The sequence below is a fragment of the Paenibacillus allorhizosphaerae genome (genome assembly GCF_042659105.1).
Lineage (GTDB): Bacteria > Bacillota > Bacilli > Paenibacillales > NBRC-103111 > Paenibacillus_G > Paenibacillus_G allorhizosphaerae.
The window spans coordinates 433,842-455,462 of sequence record NZ_JBHSRV010000003.1 but is presented as its reverse complement, the minus strand read 5'-3'; the positions used below and the strand labels follow the sequence as shown (position 1 = coordinate 455,462).

20 protein-coding genes are annotated in these 21,621 nt (G+C 52.6%); 14 read left to right on the top strand and 6 right to left on the bottom strand.

Annotated elements, in window-relative coordinates; translation table 11 throughout:
* Positions 1-19: 19 nt before the first annotated feature.
* Positions 20-679 carry a deoxynucleoside kinase gene (locus ACFQI7_RS15275; protein WP_218097771.1) on the bottom strand — a complete coding sequence of 220 codons (660 nt, stop codon included), beginning with the start codon at positions 677-679 and terminating at the stop codon, positions 20-22.
* A 209-nt stretch (positions 680-888) separates the two neighbouring features.
* Here ACFQI7_RS15275 and ACFQI7_RS15270 point away from each other — a divergent pair, with 209 nt between their 5' ends.
* From ACFQI7_RS15270 to ACFQI7_RS15260, 3 genes are all read left to right on the top strand, one after another.
* Complete coding sequence (locus tag ACFQI7_RS15270) at positions 889-1,578, top strand: response regulator transcription factor (RefSeq protein WP_218097770.1); 690 nt, start codon at positions 889-891, stop codon at positions 1,576-1,578.
* Positions 1,575-2,948, top strand: coding sequence for a sensor histidine kinase (locus tag ACFQI7_RS15265; RefSeq protein ID WP_218097769.1), 1,374 nt, complete (start codon positions 1,575-1,577; stop codon positions 2,946-2,948). Before ACFQI7_RS15270 ends, ACFQI7_RS15265 begins: the two co-directional genes overlap by 4 nt.
* 169 nt (positions 2,949-3,117) lie before the next feature.
* Entirely contained in the window at positions 3,118-3,603 is a 486-nt protein-coding gene (locus ACFQI7_RS15260) for a C40 family peptidase (RefSeq protein WP_218097768.1), read from the top strand.
* A 148-nt stretch (positions 3,604-3,751) separates the two neighbouring features.
* On the opposite strand, the gene ACFQI7_RS15255 is transcribed toward ACFQI7_RS15260, so the two are convergent.
* Positions 3,752-4,678, bottom strand: coding sequence for a DMT family transporter (locus tag ACFQI7_RS15255; protein WP_218097767.1), 927 nt, complete (start codon positions 4,676-4,678; stop codon positions 3,752-3,754).
* A gap of 346 nt (positions 4,679-5,024) precedes the next feature.
* Here ACFQI7_RS15255 and ACFQI7_RS15250 point away from each other — a divergent pair, with 346 nt between their 5' ends.
* The 5 genes from ACFQI7_RS15250 (at position 5,025) to ACFQI7_RS15230 (ending at position 9,429) form a co-directional block, all read left to right on the top strand.
* Entirely contained in the window at positions 5,025-6,536 is a 1,512-nt protein-coding gene (locus ACFQI7_RS15250; RefSeq protein ID WP_218097766.1) for a HEAT repeat domain-containing protein, read from the top strand.
* 288 nt (positions 6,537-6,824) lie between these two features.
* Positions 6,825-7,349 carry an ADP-heptose synthase gene (locus tag ACFQI7_RS15245; protein ID WP_218097765.1) on the top strand — a complete coding sequence of 175 codons (525 nt, stop codon included), beginning with the start codon at positions 6,825-6,827 and terminating at the stop codon, positions 7,347-7,349.
* 108 nt (positions 7,350-7,457) lie between these two features.
* Positions 7,458-8,216 carry a (S)-benzoin forming benzil reductase gene (locus ACFQI7_RS15240; protein WP_218097764.1) on the top strand — a complete coding sequence of 253 codons (759 nt, stop codon included), beginning with the start codon at positions 7,458-7,460 and terminating at the stop codon, positions 8,214-8,216.
* A gap of 96 nt (positions 8,217-8,312) precedes the next feature.
* On the top strand, positions 8,313-8,840 hold the full coding sequence (locus ACFQI7_RS15235) for a hypothetical protein (protein WP_218097763.1): 528 nt from the start codon (positions 8,313-8,315) through the stop codon (positions 8,838-8,840).
* 34 nt (positions 8,841-8,874) lie between these two features.
* A complete protein-coding gene (locus tag ACFQI7_RS15230; RefSeq protein WP_218097762.1) occupies positions 8,875-9,429 on the top strand; it encodes a GNAT family N-acetyltransferase in 555 nt (184 codons plus the stop codon).
* A gap of 7 nt (positions 9,430-9,436) precedes the next feature.
* Here ACFQI7_RS15230 and ACFQI7_RS15225 read toward each other — a convergent pair whose 3' ends face one another.
* Positions 9,437-10,462, bottom strand: a complete 1,026-nt coding sequence (locus tag ACFQI7_RS15225) for an anthranilate phosphoribosyltransferase (RefSeq protein WP_218097761.1) — start codon at positions 10,460-10,462, stop codon at positions 9,437-9,439.
* A complete protein-coding gene (locus ACFQI7_RS15220; protein WP_230414688.1) occupies positions 10,459-11,115 on the bottom strand; it encodes an ANTAR domain-containing response regulator in 657 nt (218 codons plus the stop codon). Before ACFQI7_RS15220 ends, ACFQI7_RS15225 begins: the two co-directional genes overlap by 4 nt.
* A 409-nt stretch (positions 11,116-11,524) precedes the next feature.
* On the opposite strand from ACFQI7_RS15220, the gene ACFQI7_RS15215 reads away from it, so the two are divergent.
* The 5 genes from ACFQI7_RS15215 (at position 11,525) to ACFQI7_RS15195 (ending at position 19,056) form a co-directional block, all read left to right on the top strand.
* On the top strand, positions 11,525-12,754 hold the full coding sequence (locus ACFQI7_RS15215; RefSeq protein ID WP_218097760.1) for a nitrate/nitrite transporter: 1,230 nt from the start codon (positions 11,525-11,527) through the stop codon (positions 12,752-12,754).
* Between the two features lie 116 nt (positions 12,755-12,870).
* Complete coding sequence (nirB, locus tag ACFQI7_RS15210; protein WP_218097759.1) at positions 12,871-15,291, top strand: nitrite reductase large subunit NirB; 2,421 nt, start codon at positions 12,871-12,873, stop codon at positions 15,289-15,291.
* Positions 15,292-15,392: 101 nt separating this feature from the next.
* The gene (gene nirD, locus ACFQI7_RS15205; protein ID WP_230414686.1) at positions 15,393-15,752 is read left to right on the top strand and encodes a nitrite reductase small subunit NirD; all 360 of its coding nucleotides are present in this window, start codon (positions 15,393-15,395) and stop codon (positions 15,750-15,752) included.
* Between the two features lie 91 nt (positions 15,753-15,843).
* The gene (locus ACFQI7_RS15200) at positions 15,844-18,000 is read left to right on the top strand and encodes a molybdopterin oxidoreductase family protein (RefSeq protein WP_218097758.1); all 2,157 of its coding nucleotides are present in this window, start codon (positions 15,844-15,846) and stop codon (positions 17,998-18,000) included.
* Between the two features lie 171 nt (positions 18,001-18,171).
* On the top strand, positions 18,172-19,056 hold the full coding sequence (locus ACFQI7_RS15195; RefSeq protein WP_218097757.1) for a metallophosphoesterase family protein: 885 nt from the start codon (positions 18,172-18,174) through the stop codon (positions 19,054-19,056).
* Here ACFQI7_RS15195 and ACFQI7_RS15190 read toward each other — a convergent pair.
* Positions 19,044-19,367: a YpbS family protein gene (locus ACFQI7_RS15190; RefSeq protein ID WP_218097756.1), complete on the bottom strand. Its 324-nt coding sequence runs from the start codon at positions 19,365-19,367 to the stop codon at positions 19,044-19,046. The genes ACFQI7_RS15195 and ACFQI7_RS15190 overlap by 13 nt on opposite strands.
* Positions 19,368-19,531: 164 nt before the next feature.
* Between ACFQI7_RS15190 and ACFQI7_RS15185 the strand changes: the two genes are divergently transcribed.
* Positions 19,532-20,176: an NUDIX hydrolase gene (locus ACFQI7_RS15185; RefSeq protein WP_230414684.1), complete on the top strand. Its 645-nt coding sequence runs from the start codon at positions 19,532-19,534 to the stop codon at positions 20,174-20,176.
* Positions 20,177-20,525: 349 nt separating this feature from the next.
* Here the strand turns inward: ACFQI7_RS15185 and ACFQI7_RS15180 are convergent, their stop codons facing one another.
* Positions 20,526-21,401, bottom strand: coding sequence for an aldose epimerase family protein (locus ACFQI7_RS15180; RefSeq protein ID WP_218097755.1), 876 nt, complete (start codon positions 21,399-21,401; stop codon positions 20,526-20,528).
* Positions 21,402-21,621 lie beyond the last annotated feature (220 nt).

The following is a 21,621-nucleotide window of genomic DNA, read 5'->3' as shown; positions in this document are numbered from 1 at the left end:
TTTGTGTTATACGGCCGTCTCAACATACCTGCTGAATCAACTGGAGCTTGTCCTTCACTTGCGCCACCACACTGGTCGCGTCGGATTCGCGACTCACGATATCGGTCGTATCCATGTCGATGATCAACACTTGGGATGCGTGGTAGTGATTCATCACCCAATCGTCGTAACCGCTCCAGAGCGTGCGATAATAATCGATCAGCGCCGGATCTTGCTCGAAGGATCGGCCCCTGAGTCCAATCCGGTGCATAACCGTATCGAACGAGCCTTTCAAATATACCATTAGATCGGGGGCTTTCTTGGGCAGCTCCTCCAGCTCGGCAAGCATGTTGTTTGCCAAACTTTCATAAATCGTAAACTCCAGGTCGCTGATCCGTCCGAGCTCCCGGTTTACTTTTGCGAAATACCAATCTTCATAAATGCTTCGATCCAATACATTATGTCTATGTATTAAAGCTTGTTTAATCGCTTTAAACCGCGTATCCAGAAAGTACAATTGAAGCAAAAACGGATACCTTTTTTGTTCGATTTCCTCCGGCGTAGAAGTATAAAATAACGGTAATATCGGATTTTCGTCCACGCTTTCATAAAAAACGTCCGATCCGATCGCCTTTCCGAGCAAAGTGGCTACCGATGTTTTACCTAAGCCGATCATACCCCCGACAACGATCACTGCCATGCTTCCCCTTTCTCCTTTAGCGAAAACGACTGCAAATAAAAGTAAAATACCCGAGCTGAATTATTATAACAAGAACCTTGCCGGAACGCACAGCAATAAAATTCCAATTGGCGGATCGAAGACGTGTTTTCGCAAACCGGCGTATAGCCGTTAGTCGAAGTGGAAATCCTGTAAGCACAAGGTATGATGCCATCGAACCGGAGACACGAATGACTGCACAAATTTTAATTATCGAAGATGAAGATGCGATAGCCCGCGTACTGCAGCTGGAGCTGGAGCATGAAGGGTACACGGTTGGAAGAGCGGCTGACGGCAAGGAAGGCGTGCGTCTCGCTTTATGCGAACATTGGGACTTGGTATTGCTCGATGTCATGCTTCCGGGGCTCGACGGTATCGAAGTGCTGAGGCGTATCCGGCAAGAACATGAGACGCTGCCCGTCATTATGCTTACGGCACGGGGTACGACACCCGATGTTGTCGGCGGCTTTGAACAGGGTGCGAACGATTATGTCACCAAGCCTTTTGTCATTGAAGAACTGCTTGCCCGGATTCGCAATCTAATCGCGCTCACCAGCCGACCCAAGGTTGCCGGCGAGACGGTAAAGGCAGCCGACTTGACCGTGGACCTGAAAGCGAGAAAAGTAACCCGCGGCGGAACGCCGATCGAGCTGACGCCTAAAGAATTCGAGCTTCTGCAATATTTGATTCAGCATAAAAATCACGTGCTCTCGCGGGAACAGATCATCTCCGATGTATGGGGCTACAATTTTGTCGGAGATACTAATATTGTCGACGTTTATATACGCTACTTGCGCCAGAAGATCGACAAAGGTTATAAACCGAAGCTGATTCGTACAGCCCGCGGCGTAGGTTACGAATTATCGGAGTCGGAACCATGAGTCTGCGTACCCGATTGATCCTTTTGACCGGCAGCTGGATACTGCTGATTTTATTATTTTTCAATATGTTTATTTATAATTATATTTTCAAAAGAACGACGGATGCGGAAAATCGGATGCTGTGGAATAAGGCGCAAATTATATTGCGCAACCCACTCGTCCATCGGCCGGAAAATTGGGAAAATTCGCGGCTTCTTTGGGAATTTATCGCCGATGACACGATGATTCGCATCATTTCGCCGGACAATGCCGTGATGGCGCAAATTTCAACGAACGAGCAGCTGACGGAATACCCCGCCGTGTATCGGACCGATTATTATTCCGAGGTGGAGAATAGCATCGAAGCCCGCATGTTGTTCATTCAGGTACCAATTCTTGAAAATGGCAAGCAAATTGGGCAGCTCGAGCTCGGAAAGGCGCTTAATGTGATCGGAAGCTTGATGGAAATCTTGGGACAAGGGCTTATGATTACAAGCATCAGCGTAATGTTATTTTCGATCTTGGGAGGCATTTTTTATACGCGGATCATCATTCGGCCGCTGCGCCAAATGCTCGAAACGATGCGGATGATTCGCAGCAAAGGCGATTTTCTGATGCTAGGCCCGAAATATACGTCCCGTAAAGACGAAATCGGACGGCTCGGTCAGACGTTCAACGATATGATTTCGCATTTGCAGGAACATGACCGAAAGCAAAAGCAGTTCGTCGCCGATGCTTCTCACGAGCTGCGCACGCCGCTGACCGTCATTGAGAGCTATACTTCCATGCTCAAACGTTGGGGCGGAAATGACCCTGCGATTCGGCGGGAGGCGTTAGATGCCGTCCAATCCGAAACGAGAAGGCTCAAGAACTTGATCGAATCGCTGCTCAAGCTGGCGGAATTCGAGCGCGAAGAGCAAGTGAAACTGGATGAAACGGCGCTTGTGCCGCTCGTCCAGGAAACAAAGGAGCAGCTGGAACAAGCGTTTAACCGTGAAATCCGGTTTACGGCTTCTGAGGTAAGCAAACATCGACGATTGTTGGCCGATGCGAAAAAAATAAAGCAATTGCTCATCATCATTCTTGACAATGCGATCAAATACAGCAGAGAACCGATCGACGTAACGCTTGCAGACGTTTCCGGCTTTGCCGAGTTGAAAATTGCCGATAAGGGCGTTGGCATATCGCAGGAGGATCTTCCTCATTTGTTCGAGCGATTTTACCGGGTCGATCAAACGCGCAATCGGGAAACCGGAGGGACGGGTTTGGGACTTGCTATCGCCAAGCAAATTATTGATTTGCATCAGGGGACCATTCGGTTCGAAAGCGAGGTGGGGGAAGGAACGACGGTGACGATTTTGCTTCCGTGGAAAGCGCAAACAGAGCAATGAAAGCGATATAATAGCAAACGTTGAGCAAATTCTCATCGAATTCTAATAATTGTACGTAAATCCATGCGTCGTGTACGTTTACCCAATGTTTAGGATAATCATTCCATCGGATGGTGTGCTATAGTGTGGTCATGCGAAACACAACTTTGCACACTAGGAGGATGCAACGATGAAAAACCTGATTTTGAAGCGCTGGGGAAAAATCATGATTGCACTCAGCCTAAGCACGGCGCTGGCCATGACCGGTACGATTGCCGTTCCTGCCCAAACCGCACAAGCCGCAGCTTCGTCATCCAAGGCAAGCCGCATTATCGCGACGGGGAAAAGCTTTATGCATACCCCATATAAATTTGCCGCAGACCGCAACTCAACTAGATATTTCGATTGCTCTTCGTTTATTTACCATGTATATAAACAGTATGGCATCACACTCCCGACATCGTCCATTAAGCAATCCAAAGTCGGTCGCTACGTGCCGAAAAGCCAGCTGAAGCCGGGCGATCTTGTATTTTTCTACTCTCCGATCCATCATGTCGCCATCTATATCGGCAACGGCAAAATTTTGCACACGTACGGGAAGCCCGGTGTAACGATCTCGAATATGAATAACGCGTGGTGGAGCAAACATTATAATACCGCTCGCCGCGTGCTGTAACCGGACGAATCCGATCACTAAGCAAAAAAATAACGGGCACTCCATGCGCTTGAACGTAGAAGCGATGGAGTGCCCGTTTTGCATGTGCGTTTACCGTGCATGCTGTCCGGACGCTCTGGTATGGTGGCAGCCGGTGGATTTGGATTGATCAGGCAGGCGGTATCGCAGTTGCCGTTGCTGCGGCAGCCTCCGGCTCTTTTTTTCCGACGCGAAGAAACATCCAGACACCGAACAACAAAACAGCGCCTGCGGCTGCCTGCAGCCAAGTGACCGACTCGCCGAGCAGCCAATAGGCAAGCAGCGCTGCGCCAAGCGGCTCTCCGAGTACGCTCATCGACACCGATTCGGGCTTCATGTACTTGAGCAGCCAATTGAACAAGTAATGGCCGAACAGCGTCGGTACGATGGCAAGCAGCAAGAATATTCCCCATTCTTTGGCCTCATAGCCTACCAATGCGTACCCCATCCCGATGTTGTATGCCGCGAGCACGACCGCGGCGAAGCCGAACACGAAAAAGCTGTAAAGAAATGCGGGAATCCGCTGAACCAGGTTTTTGCCGATCAGCATATGAAACGCGACGGCCAAAGCCCCGAGCAGCGACAACAGGTCGCCGAGCAGTGCACGGCCGCCCCAACCCCAGTCGCCCCAACCGATCATGATCGCACCGGCGATGGCTGTAATCATACTCGCGACGGCGAGTGGATGCGTCCGCTGGCGGAATACGATGCACGCGCCGATCAGCACAAAGATGGGCTCAAGCGTCAGCAGCGCGGTTGAACTTGCTACCGTGGTGAAGCGAAGCGAACCCATCCATAGCAAAAAGTGAAGTCCTAAAGCGAATCCAGACCAGAAAAGCAGCATCCAATCTTTGCGGCTCAAGCGGCGCATTGTTTGACGATGATTCATTAGTAAAAATGGAAGCATCAAGATTGTTGTTAAAAGAAGGCGGTACATCGCGATTACGGATACCGGCGCATTTGACCAACGGACAAATATAGACGAAAAAGATATCGCTATGACGCCGATCAACAGCGGCAGCCATAACGGAACAGGCGAACGATGATCGTTATTCATTAGAACTCTCCTTATATATGCACAAACTCAACTGTGTCGATAAGCTAAGGTCGCAATCCGCTTGATCGCGACGCATTCATCATAAGCTTTGATTATATCAATGTTAGGATGGATGTGTAAATATACGAACGATCAAAATGTGGGCCGTGGTGTGGGAGCGCAAGAAAATCGACTCGACCTCACCTCTTTCTCCGCTTAGCGGCCAATGAATCGGTGAACTGATTCTTGTTTGGATGGGATCACCTTAGGATTGTGCAAGTTTGTATTGGTATTTTCCATTTCCATGATGGTTCGCCAGTCCTATAATGAGGATAAATTCCAATGAATGACCAAGGGAGGAACTCCAATGTCCGAATCGTTTTTGCTTAACGACGAACAGATGAGAAAGTTTATTAGCGAAGGCTTTCTTATTTTGAACACCGATTTTCCGGAATCGTTCCATGCTTCGCTTTTCAATCAGCTTAACGAAGTGTACGGCGAAGAAGGGAATCCGGGCAACAACATATTACCGCGCATTCCCGAGCTGCAAAAAGTGTTCGACCATCCCGTTATTCAGGGCGCATTGACGAGCGTGCTCGGCGAGAACTACATGATGCACCCGCACCGGCACGGTCATTTCAACAAAAAGGCGACAGCCGGCGGCTGGCATAAAGACAGCTACTGGGGACATCAACGCGTCCGCAACCACCGCCCGTGGTGGGCGATGATCTTTTATTTTCCGCAGGATGTGACGATTGACATGGGTCCGACCGGCGTTGTTCCCGGGACGGGCTGCTACCAGACGAGAACGTTCGAATCGGACGATACCGAATTGGAAGTGACCTCACACGGCAAAGCGGGTACATTTGCGCTTGTTCAATACGATATTTGGCATCGGGCGACGGCCAACATATCAGGCAAAGACCGTTATATGCTGAAGTTTCAATTTGTTCGCACGAACGCTCCAACTAAGCCGACCTGGAACAACGCGTCCAGCGAATGGATTACGCCGGCTGGGTTTACGAAGCCGATCGTGCAGCATGAGCTGATTTGGCGCGACACATGGAACTGGCTGACCGGTCAGCAGCAGGATGCGAGCGCTTCCATCGGCGACCGCAGCGTCTCGGCTGCGGATGAATGGATCGCACAACTGCAGAGCGACGACCGCTCGCTTCGCGCCAAGGCAGCTGATGAGCTGGGGCTCATCGGCGAAGCCGCAGCGGCACAAGCGGTGCCGGCGTTGGCCGCAACGTTGAACGATGCATTCGAGCCGGTTGCTTTGAATGCCGCCTATTCGCTCGGACGCATGGGCGAGCAGGGCCTTCGCCATCTGCTCGGGACCGTCGAGAACGGCAGCGGCATTGCCGCGAGATCCGCCGCATACGGCGCTTACATCGCCGGCCCGGCCGCTATCGACGGCTTGACGGCGATCGTGCGCTCGGGCTCGGCGGATGCAGCCTCCTACGCCGCTTTTGCCCTCGGCGAGCTCGGCCGTGCCGCGGCACCGGCTGTACCCGCGCTGATCGAGCGGCTGCGCAATGCCGACGCGGATGCGAAAGTACGCCGCACCGTCATCGAGACGCTCGGCATGATCGGCGCGACCGAGGATGCCGTTGTCGCCGCTTTGGAGCAAGCGCTGCAGGACGCCGACGACCAGGTACGTTTTATGGCGGGCTTGTCACTGTCCCGGCTCGGAGCGCAGGCGGATAAAGCGGTCCCCGCGATCGTCAAGGCGCTCGATGACGACAACCGTTACGTCCGCGCCAATGCGGCGGAAGCATTGTACTATATCGGCACAGAGCAGGCGAAAAATGCGCTGTTGAAATTTCTCAGAACGTCCCGCTGGTGCAGCACGACAACGCCGAAGACGACATTTTAACCCGACGGGAAATCAGGTAAATTGAGCTGGATTGAAAGAAGTATCCGTGCATGTCCAGATGCCGGGTACTTTTTCTTTTTCTAAGGCTAACTCCTGGGCGTGTCGGGACGACAATCCATGGTAGGTGGGTTGTGAATTATGATATGATGATGGAGCGGGATGCGGTCGATACACGTCCCGAACGGATCCGGAATCTCGAATGAGCATGGACTTTTTACCCATTATATGATATGAAAGAGAGTGACCGGGTTACAATGCAGTAATTGCAGCAATTAGGGGGTGCAAGCCATGTCCCGGCGTTTTGTAATCGAAGCGGTGATGGTGGCCATTTACGGCGAATTGATGGCTCCGGCGCATCCTGTCGATTATTTGATCCCATATACGACAATTATGGAATTATATGAGATGATGGAAAGTCCGGAACCGGTTATGCCGGAACCGGATGACGACGCCCATGTGAAGCAGAAGATCGCGGAGATGATTGCTTTCTTCGACGAGTCTTTCAACAAGAAGAAGCTGGAAAAAGCGATTCAGATTCCTTGGCGCATGAGTCCGCCGCTGCCGATCAACGAGAACGTGACGTTCATTATAGTGAATGCGGTGGAAAATGCGCAGTATGGCGAAATGATGGATCCGATCGAGACGGAGCTTATTCTCACATCATTAAAAGAACAAGCGCCTATATTGACAGACCAGCTTGAGCTTATGGAAAAAATCATTCAAGCGGAAGTGCCGGTGCAAGTGTACGATGTGTACGATTTTGACTTTGCCGTAGAGCAGGGCATATCAGCCGACGATTGGATTTCTCCGTAAAGGAATCGCAAACGCAAGTGGTACAGCCTCTGCACGGCCCGCTGAATGCAGCGATGCCGGGGAGAGGCTTCGTTTCGTAATCGCAAATACAGCAGGAGGAGCGGCAACATGCATATCACGATCATTACAGGCATCTCGCGCGGAATAGGGGAAGCGCTTGCCAAGCGGCTGGTTGAACCGGGCCGCACGGTGATCGGCATCGGGCGGACGGACCATCCCGAACTAGCCCGTATCGCTGGACAAGCCGGGGGAGCATACGCGTTTTACCCTTGCGACCTGAAGCGGGCGGAAGCGGCAGAAGGCGTCATGGAGCGCATTTTCGGTTCGATCGAACCGGAGCAGGCGGCTTCGATAACGCTTATCAACAATGCGGGGATGCTGGAGCCTATCGGTCCGATACAAGATGCAAGCAGCGGGCTGTTGGCCGAGCATGTGCAGGTCAATCTGCTTGCTCCGATGATTCTCGTATCGGCGATGATCCGTCTCACGGCGGGCTGGACGATACCGCGGACCGTCGTCAATATATCGTCCGGCGCCGGGAAGAAGCCTTACGCCGGTTGGAGCGCTTATTGCGCGACGAAGGCAGGGCTGGATATGCTGACGCGCAGTGTCGGGGCGGAGCAAGGCGAAGTCGAGCATGCGGTGAAGCTCATTTCCGTAGCGCCGGGCGTAGTTGACACGGGGATGCAGGAGACGATCCGAAGCACACCGAAGGAAAAGTTTCCCGAAGTCGACCGGTTCATCGGCTTGAAGCAGACGGCATCGATGTACACGCCGGAAGAAGCGGCGGAGCGGATCGTTCGGCTGTTGGCCAGCGGACGGTTTACGCAAGGCGATGTGCTGGATGTGAGGCAGTTGGACGTTTAGAAAGCAGAAAGACGGCGGCGGGTGAAGAATACTATCGAAAGGCGACGACCGCAATCGTCCTAGCTATGTGTTTTACCGATCATTAAGGGGTGGCGTATGTTTGATCCGACGATATTCGATAATTTGAAAGTCGTGCTTGAAGGGTGTTTATACGACCAGGATGCCGAGGGTGAAATTGCCGTAACGCGGCGCGAGGATTTGCTCGATTTGGCGGGGATGGGCCGAACGTTCCGTATGGAGATCCGGTTGCCGGGAAGCTCGGTCAGTGCGGTCGTACAGCTGTCCTCCGCTCTTCCGGATTTTGCCGCCGAGTTGCGCGGCATCCGCTTAGCCGGTCAACGGCCGGGCGCAGAATTGGAAATCGTATATGGAATGCCGGGAAATGCGTCGGATGATCTAGCCGAAGCGATGATCGAGCGTATGGCGAATCTGTGGGGGAGTGAGGACGCCGATCTGTCGCACGAACGGATTCAACGTTATGGCGGCGGATCCGAACCGAACCGAACGTTACGGTTCACCGTCCGCTTCCGTCATAAAATGGACGAGAGCCATATGGAAGAGCTGGGGCCGCTGGCGGAACATCTTGTTGCCAGCTTGAAGACCATCGAGGAAGCGTTGAAATAGGCAGGAAGAATCGGTCGCAGACCAGGAGGTGACAATGGACATTGTCATAACGGAACTAAACGCGGATAACGTGAAGGAAATTCAACCGATCGACGACGGTTTCATTGTCGATTGTAGGCTTGTATTATCCGTTGAAAATGATCGGATATCGTATACGATCGAACAAATCCCAAGCTATGAGAAGCGTTATGCCGACGATCCAGATCGTGCCGAGGAAGATTCGGATTATAGCGAATATTTGCATCGCCCGGATCGAGTGATCTATTTGGCCTTTGCGGATCATCGGTTCGCCGGTCTCATTCAATTGAAAAAACATTGGAACAACTATGCTCTGGTGGAAGATATAAAAGTGGATCATGCGTGCAGAAGGCACGGCATCGGGCGCCGCCTGATCGAACATGCCAAACAATGGGCGGCAGCCGGACAAATGCCGGGCATCATGCTGGAAACGCAAAACAATAACGTGAAAGCGTGTAAATTTTATGAGAGCTGCGGCTTTGTCATCGGCGGTTTCGATTTCAATGTATACAAAGGACTTGATCCCAATAGCAGGGAGACTGCGGTTTACTGGTATTATTTGTTGAATTGAAATCCATCTAGACGACCGCCGGGCTGACGGCCCGTTTCCACGCGTCAAACTTGCGTTTTGCCGCGCCGCTGTCAATCGCATTCCGCGCCCGGTATATTCCTTCTTCGATCGAGTCGACCTTCTCGCCGATCCATAACCGGATGGCGCTGTTGAACAGCACGGCATTCAGACACGGCAGCTCCGCTTCGCCGCGAAGCACGCCAATCGCCGCTTCGGCCTGATTCGCAGCGGTCCATTCCGCATCGGCAGTTTCCACCTGCATTTCATACAGCTCGGGATTGAGCAGCATCAATTCGGTTCGCCCGGAATCGATCACATAGGCGCGCGACCGTTTATCGATCGGCAAATCTTCGGAGCCTTCTACGCCTTGGATGATGAGACTGCGGCGAACGCCTAAACTCATCACGAGGCGCGCCATTTTCTCAAACGCGGTTCCGTGAAAAACGCCCACCGCCATGTACGCGCAATCGGAAAACCGCAGCAGCTTCTCCGCCGTATTGAAGACGGTCCGCAAATCCAGCTCTTCACGAAGACGACGCAATGATCCGAGCGGGGGGCACCACTGCTCCGTTGGTACAAACAGTACGCCGCCGGCTTTCGCTGCTTCCACCCACCGTTCCGTCTGCACGTCGAAAGGTATGCCGAGCTCCTTGATGACATCGGCGACCGTAACTCCGCGCTTGGGAGGCAGAGCAGGACTCGAATGAAGCGTAACCGGCAAGCCGCAGGATGCAAGCACGAATGCGGACGGAAAGGTGGCCATAAAACTGCGCGTGCGGCCGTCATAGGGACCTGCGCAATCGATGCTGTCCCGCACCGGGTGAATGCGGGAGCGGCTGCGGAGGACGTCGATGAATGCGCGCAGCTCTTCCGCCGACTCCATCTTGATTCGCTCCGCCAGCAAAAAAGCGCCGATCTGCGCGTCCGTCGCTTTTCTACTGACAATCCACTCCGCGGCCTGCCGCGCTTCCTCGTAAGACAAATCGCGGGCTCCGCGTTTGCCGCGCCCGACTTCTTTTAACAAGTCCTTCATCTGTTACGACCTCCTTTATGCTTCTGATCCTTCAACAGTTGATACACTTTGACGATGGAAGTGGCTACATCGACCATCCGCTTTCGTTCATTCATCGCTTGTTTGCGCAGAAAGTCGTACGCCTCCGCCTCCGAAATCTGCTTGATTTCGCATAAGATTCGTTTGGCCTGATCGACCCACTTGCGCTCCTCTAATTTGGATAATAGCTGTTCCCGCTCTTGTCTCCAATCGTGCCGCTCCATAAACCGCTGGAAGCTTAGCATTAACGAACAGTGGATTTCCGTCGGCGTCATACCGGGAGAAAGCATTCCGTCGATCTCCGCTTCCAATTTGCAGGAATGTTGAGGGAACGTAAGCTTATCGCACCAGAAGAGGATGGGGATATGACGCAATGATGTCAATTTCATGCACCACTCGCCAAGCTGTTCGACCGGGACGGATAGCAAGGCTGCATCCGAATATCCGATTAACGTTTGCAGTTGGGTGGAGGGACTCGATGCCCGGTAAACGCGCATGCCCATTTCCCGAAGTTTGGATTCCACAGGAGATTCTTCCGGATACATGTCGGTCGGATGCTCCGCTTCCATATAGAAAGAAGAGGCTCGGGAACGGCTGGCTGCAAATTCGTCAATCAGCAGGAAAGACTGCAACATACGATAACCTCCAGCCCTATTCATGTAAAAATTAATTGTGTTATGTATTATAACATGAACATCACGGGGTGTCGACGAAGTTTATGTTATTAATTAAAAATCGAAAAATTATATGTAATCTATATTGACATCTCATTGCGGGATTCATATAATAAATGACAGATCCGCATGATCCGGTTCTTCAATGTTGAGGGACCGCGGTATATGCAAGTGACATCAGAGACGAATGCACCCTAGCGAATTAAAGCTCACAATGACGTGAACTTTGATGGATATCATTTTTTGACACAGCGTTGTGTCAACTCGGCAATGAAGCCTATTTTCGACATTTTGTCGGCGAATAGGCTTTTTCTGCGTTTTGCGCTTGTTGCATTAACCTATAGAAAAAAATAAGGAGTGGAGAAGCGGTATGGAGCAAAAATCGTTCTGGAAATCAGGGCACAAGGGGACATTGTTTTCATCTTTTCTGTATTTTGACGTCAGTTTTATGATTTGGGTCATGCTTGGGCCGCTGGCGGTGCTGATTTCGGCCGATCTCCAGCTCGATGCGGCGCAAAAAGCGAATCTCGTTGCTTTGCCTGCGCTCGGCGGATCGGTTTTACGCCTTGTGTTAGGTTACTTGACGGATCGGATCGGGCCTAAGAAAACGGGACTGATCGGTATGATCCTGACTTTCCTTCCGCTCATCATCGGCTGGAAGATTGCCGATTCGCTCGGAAGCTTGTACACCGTCGCTTTACTGCTCGGCATTGCCGGCGCAAGCTTCGCCGCAGCGCTGCCGCTAGCGAGCCGGTGGTATCCTCCGGAACATCAGGGGCTGGCGATGGGGATTGCCGGCGCCGGCAACAGCGGGACGATATTCGCTACGCTGTTCGCCAACCGGATCGCCGAGTATTACGGTACGTGGCATGTCGTATTCGGCTTTGCGCTGATCCCGCTTTGCGTTTCTTTCCTTGTATTCATTCTGTTTGCCAAAGACAGTCCGGATCAACCCGCCCCGAAAAAGCTTGCCGACTATGGCAAGGTGCTGAAGCAAAAGGATACTTGGCTGTTTTGCTTGTTCTACATGGTCACCTTCGGCGGTTTTTCCGGCTTGGCCAATTACTTGACGATTTTCTTCAATACGCAGTATGGGCTGAAGCCCGTAACCGCATCGGACTTTGCCACCATCTGCATCATTGCCGGGAGTCTATTCCGCCCGTTCGGAGGCTGGCTGTCCGACAAACTCGGCGGGATTCGGATGTTGATCGGATTGTATGGCATGGTCGCCGTCATGATGGTGATCATCTCCACGCTTCCCGCGCTGGGCTGGACGACTTGCTTTTTGTTTATCGCGATGATGTGTTTGGGGATGGGCAACGGAGCGGTGTTCCAGCTCGTGCCGCAACGATTCAATGAGGAAGTCGGCATCATTACCGGCATCGTCGGCGCGGCCGGAGGGCTCGGCGGATATTTCTTGCCGAAACTGCTCGGCAATCTAAAACTGTCTAGCGGATCGTTCTCGCCAGGTTTTCTAATCTTCAGCGGAGTCGCTGTCGTTTGCGCTTTGACCATTATGGCAGCCCAGCAAAATTGGAAGCGAAGCTGGATCGGTCAAGGCGGAAAAGTATCCCCGGCCGCCGGGCACAAAGCGGTCTAGCGGTCCGGAAGTCATGGTCGCTTCAAGCGGACACGGCTGCATCGTTAAGTACCGATATCCTAGGACGAAGCTTAACGGGATTAACGATTTATACCAAACCAGGAGAGTGATGCGACATGAAACAACGACTAGTACTTATCGGCAACGGCATGGCGGGGGTAAATACGATAGAACATTTGCTGAAGCTTTCGCCGCAAAAATATGACATTACGGTGTTCGGATCGGAACCGTATCCGAACTACAATCGCATTATGCTGTCCTATGTTTTGGCAGGAGAAGCGACCGCCCAAGATATATACCTCAATACGTATGAGTGGTATTCGGACAACGGAATACGGCTGTATACGGGACATACGGTTACGGATATCGACGCGGAGGCCAGAACCGTAACGACGGATCAAGGCGTGACGGTGCCGTACGACAAACTGGTTCTCGCGACCGGCTCGAACCCGTTCATGCTTCCTCTTCAAGGCGCGGATAAGGAAGGCGTGATGGCGTACCGTACAATTCAGGATTGCGAGAAAATGATCGAGGCATCTCGAACCTACAAGAAGGCGGTCGTCATCGGCGGCGGATTGCTCGGTCTGGAGGCGGCCCGCGGATTTTTGAATCTCGGCATGAAGGTGGACGTCGTCCATTTGATGGATGCGATTATGGAAAGGCAGCTTGATCGGACGGCGTCCGAGATGCTGAAGAATGCGTTGGAAGAGCAAGGGATGAATTTCCTGCTGGGCAAACAATCGGAGGAAATCATCGGGGACGCGCGTGTAACCGGATTGAAGTTCAAAGACGGCACGTCCACCGACGCGGATCTGATCGTCATGGCGGTAGGCATACGCCCGAATGTCGAGCTGGCGAAGAAGACGGGAATCGAGACGGCTCCGGGCATCGTCGTGAGCGACTACATGGAAACGAGCATACCGGATATTTACGCCGTAGGCGAGTGCGCTACGCATCGGGGAATTACCTACGGACTGGTCGCTCCGCTCTATGAACAAGGCGCGGTTCTCGCTAAAGTACTGGCCGGCGCGGACACTGCACCGTACGAAGGTTCGCTGCTTTATACCAAGTTGAAAGTGTCCGGCGTCGATGTGTTTTCCGGCGGCGAATTCGCCGATGCTCCGGATACGAAAGCGATCCGAATTCATGACGACTTCTCCGGCATTTATAAAAAAGTAGTTATCCGCGACAACAAAATTATCGGTGCTGTCTTGTTCGGCGATACGAGCGAAGGCTCCAGGCTAATGCAGATGATACGCGCCGGTGCGGATATTAGCGGCATGGAGAAAACGGCGATTTTGCGAGAAGCCGGGGCGGACGGCGCTTCTGCCGATGGCGCCGGGGTAGCAAGCATGAGCGACGATGCGATCATTTGCGGCTGCAACGGCGTAAGCAAAGGAACGATCTGTTCCGCGATCAAAGAACAAGGCCTAACGAGCGTGGAGGAAGTCAAAAATTGCACCAACGCTTCCAGGTCATGCGGCGGCTGTAAGCCGCTTGTGAAAGATTTGCTCGCGCTGACTTTAGGCGAAAGCTTTGAGCATGATGCGGTAAAAGAGACGATATGCGGATGCACCGATTTATCGCGCGATGAAGTGGTCATCGGGATCCGGGACAAAGGGTTGACCCATATTCGGGAAGTCATGAACGTGCTCGGTTGGAAAAACGACGAGGGCTGTACGAAGTGCCGTCCTGCGCTGAACTATTACTTGGGCATGATCTATCCGACCACCTATAAAGATGAAAGCAAATCGAGACTTGTTAACGAGCGCATGCATGCAAATATTCAGAAGGACGGAACGTATTCGGTCGTCCCCCGAATGTACGGCGGCGTAACGACTCCTGCCGATTTGAAAAAAATCGCCGATGTGGCGGTGAAATACAACGTTCCTACGGTGAAACTGACCGGAGGTCAGCGGATCGATCTGCTCGGCGTAAAGAAAGAAGATTTAACCGCGATGTGGCAGGATCTCGATATGCCTTCGGGCTACGCTTACGGTAAAGCGATCCGGACGGTAAAGACGTGCGTCGGGGAAGATTACTGCCGATTCGGCACAGGGGATGCAATGGGGCTCGGCATTAAGATCGAGAAGCGCTTCGAACGGCTTAACACCCCGGCGAAAGTGAAAATGGCGGTCTCCGGCTGCCCGCGTAACTGCGCCGAGTCGGGCATCAAAGATTTGGGCGTCGTGTCCGTGGACGGCGGTTGGGAGCTGTATGCCGGCGGCAACGGCGGAGTCAAGGTTCGCGTAGGCGACCTGCTGGCCACCGTCAAAACCGAAGACGACGTGATCGAATATGCGGAAGCGTATCTCCAATATTACCGCGAAACGGGAAATTACGGGGAGCGCACCTCGGAATGGATTGTCCGAGTAGGGTTGGAGCACGTTCGCAGCGTGCTCGCAGACGAATCGCAGCGGAACGCGCTGAGAGAACGAATCGACGTTGCATTGTCCGTTACGCAAGACCCTTGGAAGGAAGCGGTGCGCAGCGAGACGATACAGAAGCAGCTGTACGAAGTCGTTGAGTTGAAATAACGCTGGGAATGCGTGCGGTAGCGAAATCGGATGCTTTACCGCGCGCGACCGTCCCGTCTGTAATCCGGAGTACCTAAATCGAGAGGAGCGAAAAATGACATATGGAAATCAAAGTGCATATGGATTCTGCACCGAATTGGATAGCGGTGGCATTATTTGACGAATTGCCGGTACAGTCCGGGAAAACAGTCCGCTATCACGGCTTGGAAATTGCTTTATTCCGTTTCACTAGCGGGAAGGTGCATGCCGTACAGAACCGTTGTCCGCACAAGAACGGCGTGCTTGCGGAGGGGCTTGTCTGCGATGAGCACGTATATTGTCCGATGCACGAGAGAAAAATCCATATCCCTTCCGGTAACGTCCAAAAGCCGGATACGGGCTGCGTACAAACTTATGAAACGAAAATTGAGAACGGCCAAGTATACATTGCACTGCCTGAGGAACGCGAAGTCGCGGTTTGATCCGACACATTTCCATGCGGTTCGGTCGGTGAGACCGTGCCGCTATTGCAAGGTTGGGCCTGACTAAGATTATAGAGAGGGGGGGCGGCATATGAGCATACAGACGGCAGCGCCGATGACGGTCAAGCAAACTTCGCACTGCTGCTTTTGCAGCATGCAGTGCGGTATGGAGCTGGTGCCGGGGGACGACAAGCCGGGACTAACGATTCGGCCGAGCCCGATCTTCCCGGTAGCGACGAACCGGTTATGTCAGAAAGGTTTGAACGCGCTGGATCATGTCATCCATGAAGAACGGATTATGACGCCGCTCCGCAGGCCTGTCGTTACGAATGCAGCGGAAGGCAAACGTGGCAGCGTGGACCCAAATTCCGCTTGGGAGCCTGCTGCCTGGGACGAGGCGCTGCCCGAGATAGCTGAACGCATTCGCGATATTCAGCACCGCTATGGCAAAGACGCCGTAAGTGTGTATGGCGGTGGATCGCTGACGAACGAAGTCTGCTATTTGCTCGGCAAATTTGCGCGCGTCGCGCTCAAAACCCGCTACATCGATTATAACGGCCGCTATTGTATGTCATCAGCCGCGGCGGCGGCCGGACAATCGTTCGGACTGGATCGCGGCATGACGATGCCGCTGTCCGAAATCAAAAACGCCAAATATATACTGCTCGCGGGCACGAACATTGCCGAATGCCAGCCGACGATGATGCCGTATTTGCTCGAAGCGAAAAAGAACGGCGCCATCATTGTGACCATCGATCCGCGTAATACGATGACCTCCAAGTCGGCTGATATCCATGTGCGGCTGCAGCCCGGATTCGACTCCGTCTTCGTGAACGGACTGCTGCACGTCATGATCCACGAGAATTTGTACGATCGTACGTTCGTGAACGAACGTACTCACGGTTTCGCGGAGCTTGCCGCAGCCGTCGAAACGTTCACACCGGCAAAAGTCGAGGAATGGACCGGCATCCTGGAAAGCGTGACGCGTACCATCGCCCGGGGCTTTGCCAAAGCGGAAACCGGGATCGTGCTTACGGCCCGAGGGCTTGAACAGCAGTCCAACGGCGTGGAGAACACGAAAAACTACATTAATTTGGCGCTGTTGACGGGGAAAATCGGCCGGCCGGGCTGCGGATACGGTGCCGTGACCGGGCAAGCGAACGGGCAAGGCGGACGAGAGCACGGCCAAAAAGCGGATCAGCTCCCCGGCTATCGGTCGATCGAGGACCCGGCTGCGCGGGAGCATATCGGGAACGTATGGGGCATCGATCCGGCGGAGCTTCCGGGTAAAGGCGTCTCGGCTTATGAAATGCTGCAAAAAATAGACGAAGGCGAAATTAAAGCGATGATCGTCATCGGGTCGAATCCTGTCGTCTCCAGCCCGAACAACCGAATGGTCGAGCGGGCGCTGGGCAAGCTGGAGCTGCTCATTGTTGTCGACCTGTTCGAGACGGAAACCGCTCGCTATGCGCACTGGTTGTTACCGGGATCGTCGTTTTTGGAAGCCGAGGGGACGCTGACCAATCTGGAGGGACGCGTGTTCCACCGAGCTCAGGCGATGGAACCGCCTGGTGAATGCAAGCCGGACTACTGCCTTATTTGCGAGCTGGCCGAACAGCTGGGCGAAGGCGCCTATTTCCGGTACGCTTCCGCCGAGCATATTTTCGAGGAAATGAGGCGCGCCACAGCCGGAGGCAAAGCCGATTACAGCGGGATCACTTACCGGCGCTTGAAAGAAGAACAAGGGGTTTTCTGGCCTTGTCCGGCTGACAATCATCCGGGATCGCCGTTGTTGTTCGCCGACCGGTTCGCGCATCCGGACGGTAAAGCCAGATTGTTCGGCATTCAGCCGAAAATGCCGGCGGAGCCCATCGACGAAGAGTATCCGTATATATTGACAACGGGCCGAGTGGGCAGTCATTATTTAAGCGGAGCGCAAACCCGGCGCACTTCGGCGTTAATGAAGAAAACTCCGGTGCCGGTCGCGGAAATACATCCTTGGCTCGCCAAGCGTATCGGCCTTGGTGTCGGCGATTTTATTCGCATAACGAGCCGGCGCGCATCGCTTGTGTTTTCCGTCAAGGTGACCGAAGGCATTCAGCCTCGGACCGTGTTCGTTCCTTTTCACTGGGGCGGGGAGCTTAGCGTGAACCGTTTGACGATTGATGCGCTGGATCCGGTTAGCCGAATGCCGGAATTCAAGCTTTGCGCCGTTAAGATCGAAGCGTTCAAACAAGAAGCGAATTGAACGCGACACAATACAGCCGTTATTGATAAGCAGCCCTATGCCTTCAGCATAGGGTCGTTTTTCGTGCGCTGCTCCCGGAAACGATCAAATCGGGATCGGGAACAGGACTTTCCGCAAAGCCGGCGAATATTACGGGGGCGGATACAAATAACAAAAAAAGGAGGACCTCGTTTGAAAATCGGACTTATCGGAGATATACACGGCAGGGTGTTCCACACGCTCGCGGTCGTGACCGCATGGCAGATGCATCATAACGTGCGACTGGATTTGTTGATTCAGGTGGGAGATCTGGGGGCTTATCCGGAGCCGGATGAATCGCTGCGCAACCATCGGTTCTACAGGCAAGATCCATCGCAGCTCGATTTCAGTCGTCTCATTCATGCCGAAGCGGAGAAGGGGCTTCCCGAGGATTTACGTTTGATCAGAAACATGTTGTCGAATCCGATCTATTTTATAAGAGGCAATCATGAAGATTTTGCATGGCTGGATCGACAAGCGGCAAGCGGAAGCGGCGGTGTGAGCAGCATAGATCCGTATGATCTGTTTCGTTACGTACAAGATGGCACCGTTTTGCAGGTCGGCGGTACGACGATCGGTTTTTTGGGCGGAATCGAAACGGTCAATCCGGAGGATGAACGGGAGATTGACCAACGGCAGTATAAGCGCCTATTCACTGTCCCGCCGCAAGAAATCGACATCCTGATTACGCATGACACGCCTTACGGCGTCGGTACGAATTATTATGGAGAAACGCAGGGCTCGAATCAAATTACTGCGCTCGTGGAACGGCTTCAGCCCAAATATTTGATCGCGGGCCATTACCATCATGTGATCGGGCCGCGCAAGTACGGAAACACTACGTACCTTGGCCTCAACGTAATCATGAACCTTCGCAGGGATAATGCGAGTAGCGCGATCGAGCCTGGGTGGCTGGTCATTCTCGATACCGAGAAGGATGAACTGGCGCCGGTAGAAGACGAATGGCTTGCCGGGTTTGGCAAACACTTTCATTTCCACGATTACTGTGCTAATCTAAGAACGATTCACCGCCCGTAGACTGCCAGGTTGCCCAGGTGCATCCGGCAGTCTTTGTCGTTGGCTGCGGTTTTATTTCTTGGCGCGGGAACAAAATCACGCACCATTTGTTCGGTGACGAGCGCCCGGGTGGGGGAAATGCCGTTTTGCGCATGCTTGTTAATGCGTATCGTCCATTCGTTGATCGCGTCGACATGGAACGGTTGTCCGGCGGCACACCGAGCTACCGCATGATCGATGGCATGTTCCCTCGCTTCTTCAAGTTCGAGAAATTGTTCCAGATGAGAATGTTGTTTGCGCGTGTGGGCCGTGATGGCTTCGTGTACACTCATTGTTTGCAGCTCCTTCATCAATAACGATCCAAATATTGAAATCATACTACAAAATAAAGAATAGTGACAATCGGTAACTTGTTAGAAGTTGAGCGTAAGCTGGCTGGAACATGTTCTTACGATCGAGTTTTGGCGATGAAAACGAACATTCACTAGGGGGAGAAATGATGACGAAAGCGCAAGAACGGTTTGAAATTTACGATGAAGAGATGAAGCCCATTGGCACTGCAACCCGTTCGGAGACGCATGCCCGCGGTTATTGGCATCGTACGTTTCAATGCTGGATCTGGGACGGCACGAGTGAACAACCTGCCTTGCTGTTTCAAGAGCGGCATATGGAAAAAGATACATTTCCCGGGTTGCTCGACATTTCCAGCGCCGGCCATTTGACGGTAGGGGAGGGGGTTGAGGACGGAGTTCGCGAACTGGAGGAAGAATTGGGGCTCAAAGTGTCTCTCGATCAATTGATCCCATGCGGTATATACAAGTATGAAAAATTTTTGAGCAACGGACTCATCGACCGTGAGTTTTGCCATGTATTTGTATTGGAGAGCCGCCTGTCACTTTACGATTACAAGCTGCAGCCGGATGAAGTAACCGGTCTGTTTTGGATGCCGCTTGAAGAGGTGCACCGTATGGCGGAAGGACAGCCGTTAACCTGGCGGCTGAGCGGCGTCTCTCTCCATGCGGACGGCATGCTGCATTCATCGGAGAAGACGGTGGGCGCCTCCGATTTCGTTCCGCATAAGCGCGATTACTACGAGCTGATTTTGCGGGCGATTGAGAAGCGCCGAGGCGAAGCTGGATGAACCAATTGGAACGAGAAATCCAACCGGGAAATGGAAGAGGGAAATGAGTGCGGAAATAGCCGTATCATTTCCCGGGCAAGCGCAGGACTCGACTTCATTTTCACAATTATTAGAGTTTTTCGACAATTCCGACAAAATGTCTGAAGTGATGGACGAATGCGACGGTATCAGCGAATGGAGACTGGCTTGTCGCTATGCATCCAGGCACATCAAGCGCTTCCCTGACGAGCAAAGGAACCATTCCCGTTGAAAGCTGCCGAATTATGCCGTTTGCCCGGGCAGTTCCGCTTACGTCAAAAAGAAACTTACAAAATAAATTAGCTTCATTAATAATTAATTTCGTTTATCATTAACGAGATTCGACATCGATCGTCAAAAACGTCTTCATGACTCCGCCCGGCTGTACATAAACGAGCTCTTCCTTGCGATTTAGCTCGTCCGTACGCGCCATCCACGGCTCTACGCACAGAAAAGGTTTGCCTTTGACTCCCCATAAAACGACATACCGAAAGTCCTTCCCGTAAGTCATGCGAATGGAATAGCCCGTAGCTGGCGAAAAAGCGATTTCGCTACGGCTTGCATCGAGGAAAACGACGGATTCCACTTTGGCGCTCATTTCCAGCGGGCCTCCATCATACGGTTTGACTTCCCCGTCGTTGTAATCGTAGTAAGACGAGGCATCGGTTTTATATGCAACATCGGTATGCTCCGCCGCAAAATACGGATGAAAGCCGGGATACATCGGCATCGCTTCGGCATCCGAACGGTTCCAATATTGTTGTTCGACCGTAAGCCGGCCTTCTTTCAACCGATAAGTAAAACGAAGTTCGAATGCGAACGGGAACGATGCGATCGTGCTTTCGTCGCTGGACAAGCCTAACGTAATGGCGGCCCCGTCCGAAGTATCCGTTTCTACCACTTTCCACGAAGCATTCCTCGCAACCCCGTGATTTTTCATTGCATACGATTTCCCTTGCCATTCGTATGTTCCTCCGGACAATTGCCCGGAAATCGGGAACAGTACCGGAATGCCTCCGCGTATATTCGCATCCGGATCATAGAACGTTTCTTTGTCGAGATAGAGCAGTTCCGTACCTTTATTTCCGTAGCTAATGACGATGCCGCCGCGTTCAGGACAGAGCCGGAACCATGAATTCGTGCTCTGCTCGGTTGCTTCATAAATATCGTATCGGTCCGTGAACGTTTGAATTGAATAATTGGACATGGCGATTCTCCTTTCATTTCCATTTGTCATCATACCACAATCGAATTCGCTTTGCTCTGACCGCTTGTTCGCAACGCATATTATTGCTTTCAATGCCGTTTTCTTAAAATTGTTATATTTTGCTTTCATATGTTTCGATATCCAAGTGGCGGCGATTTATATAAAATTAAAAGGATGAGGCCTGTTGTGGAAAAAGCTTACAATGAACGAGGTGCGGAGC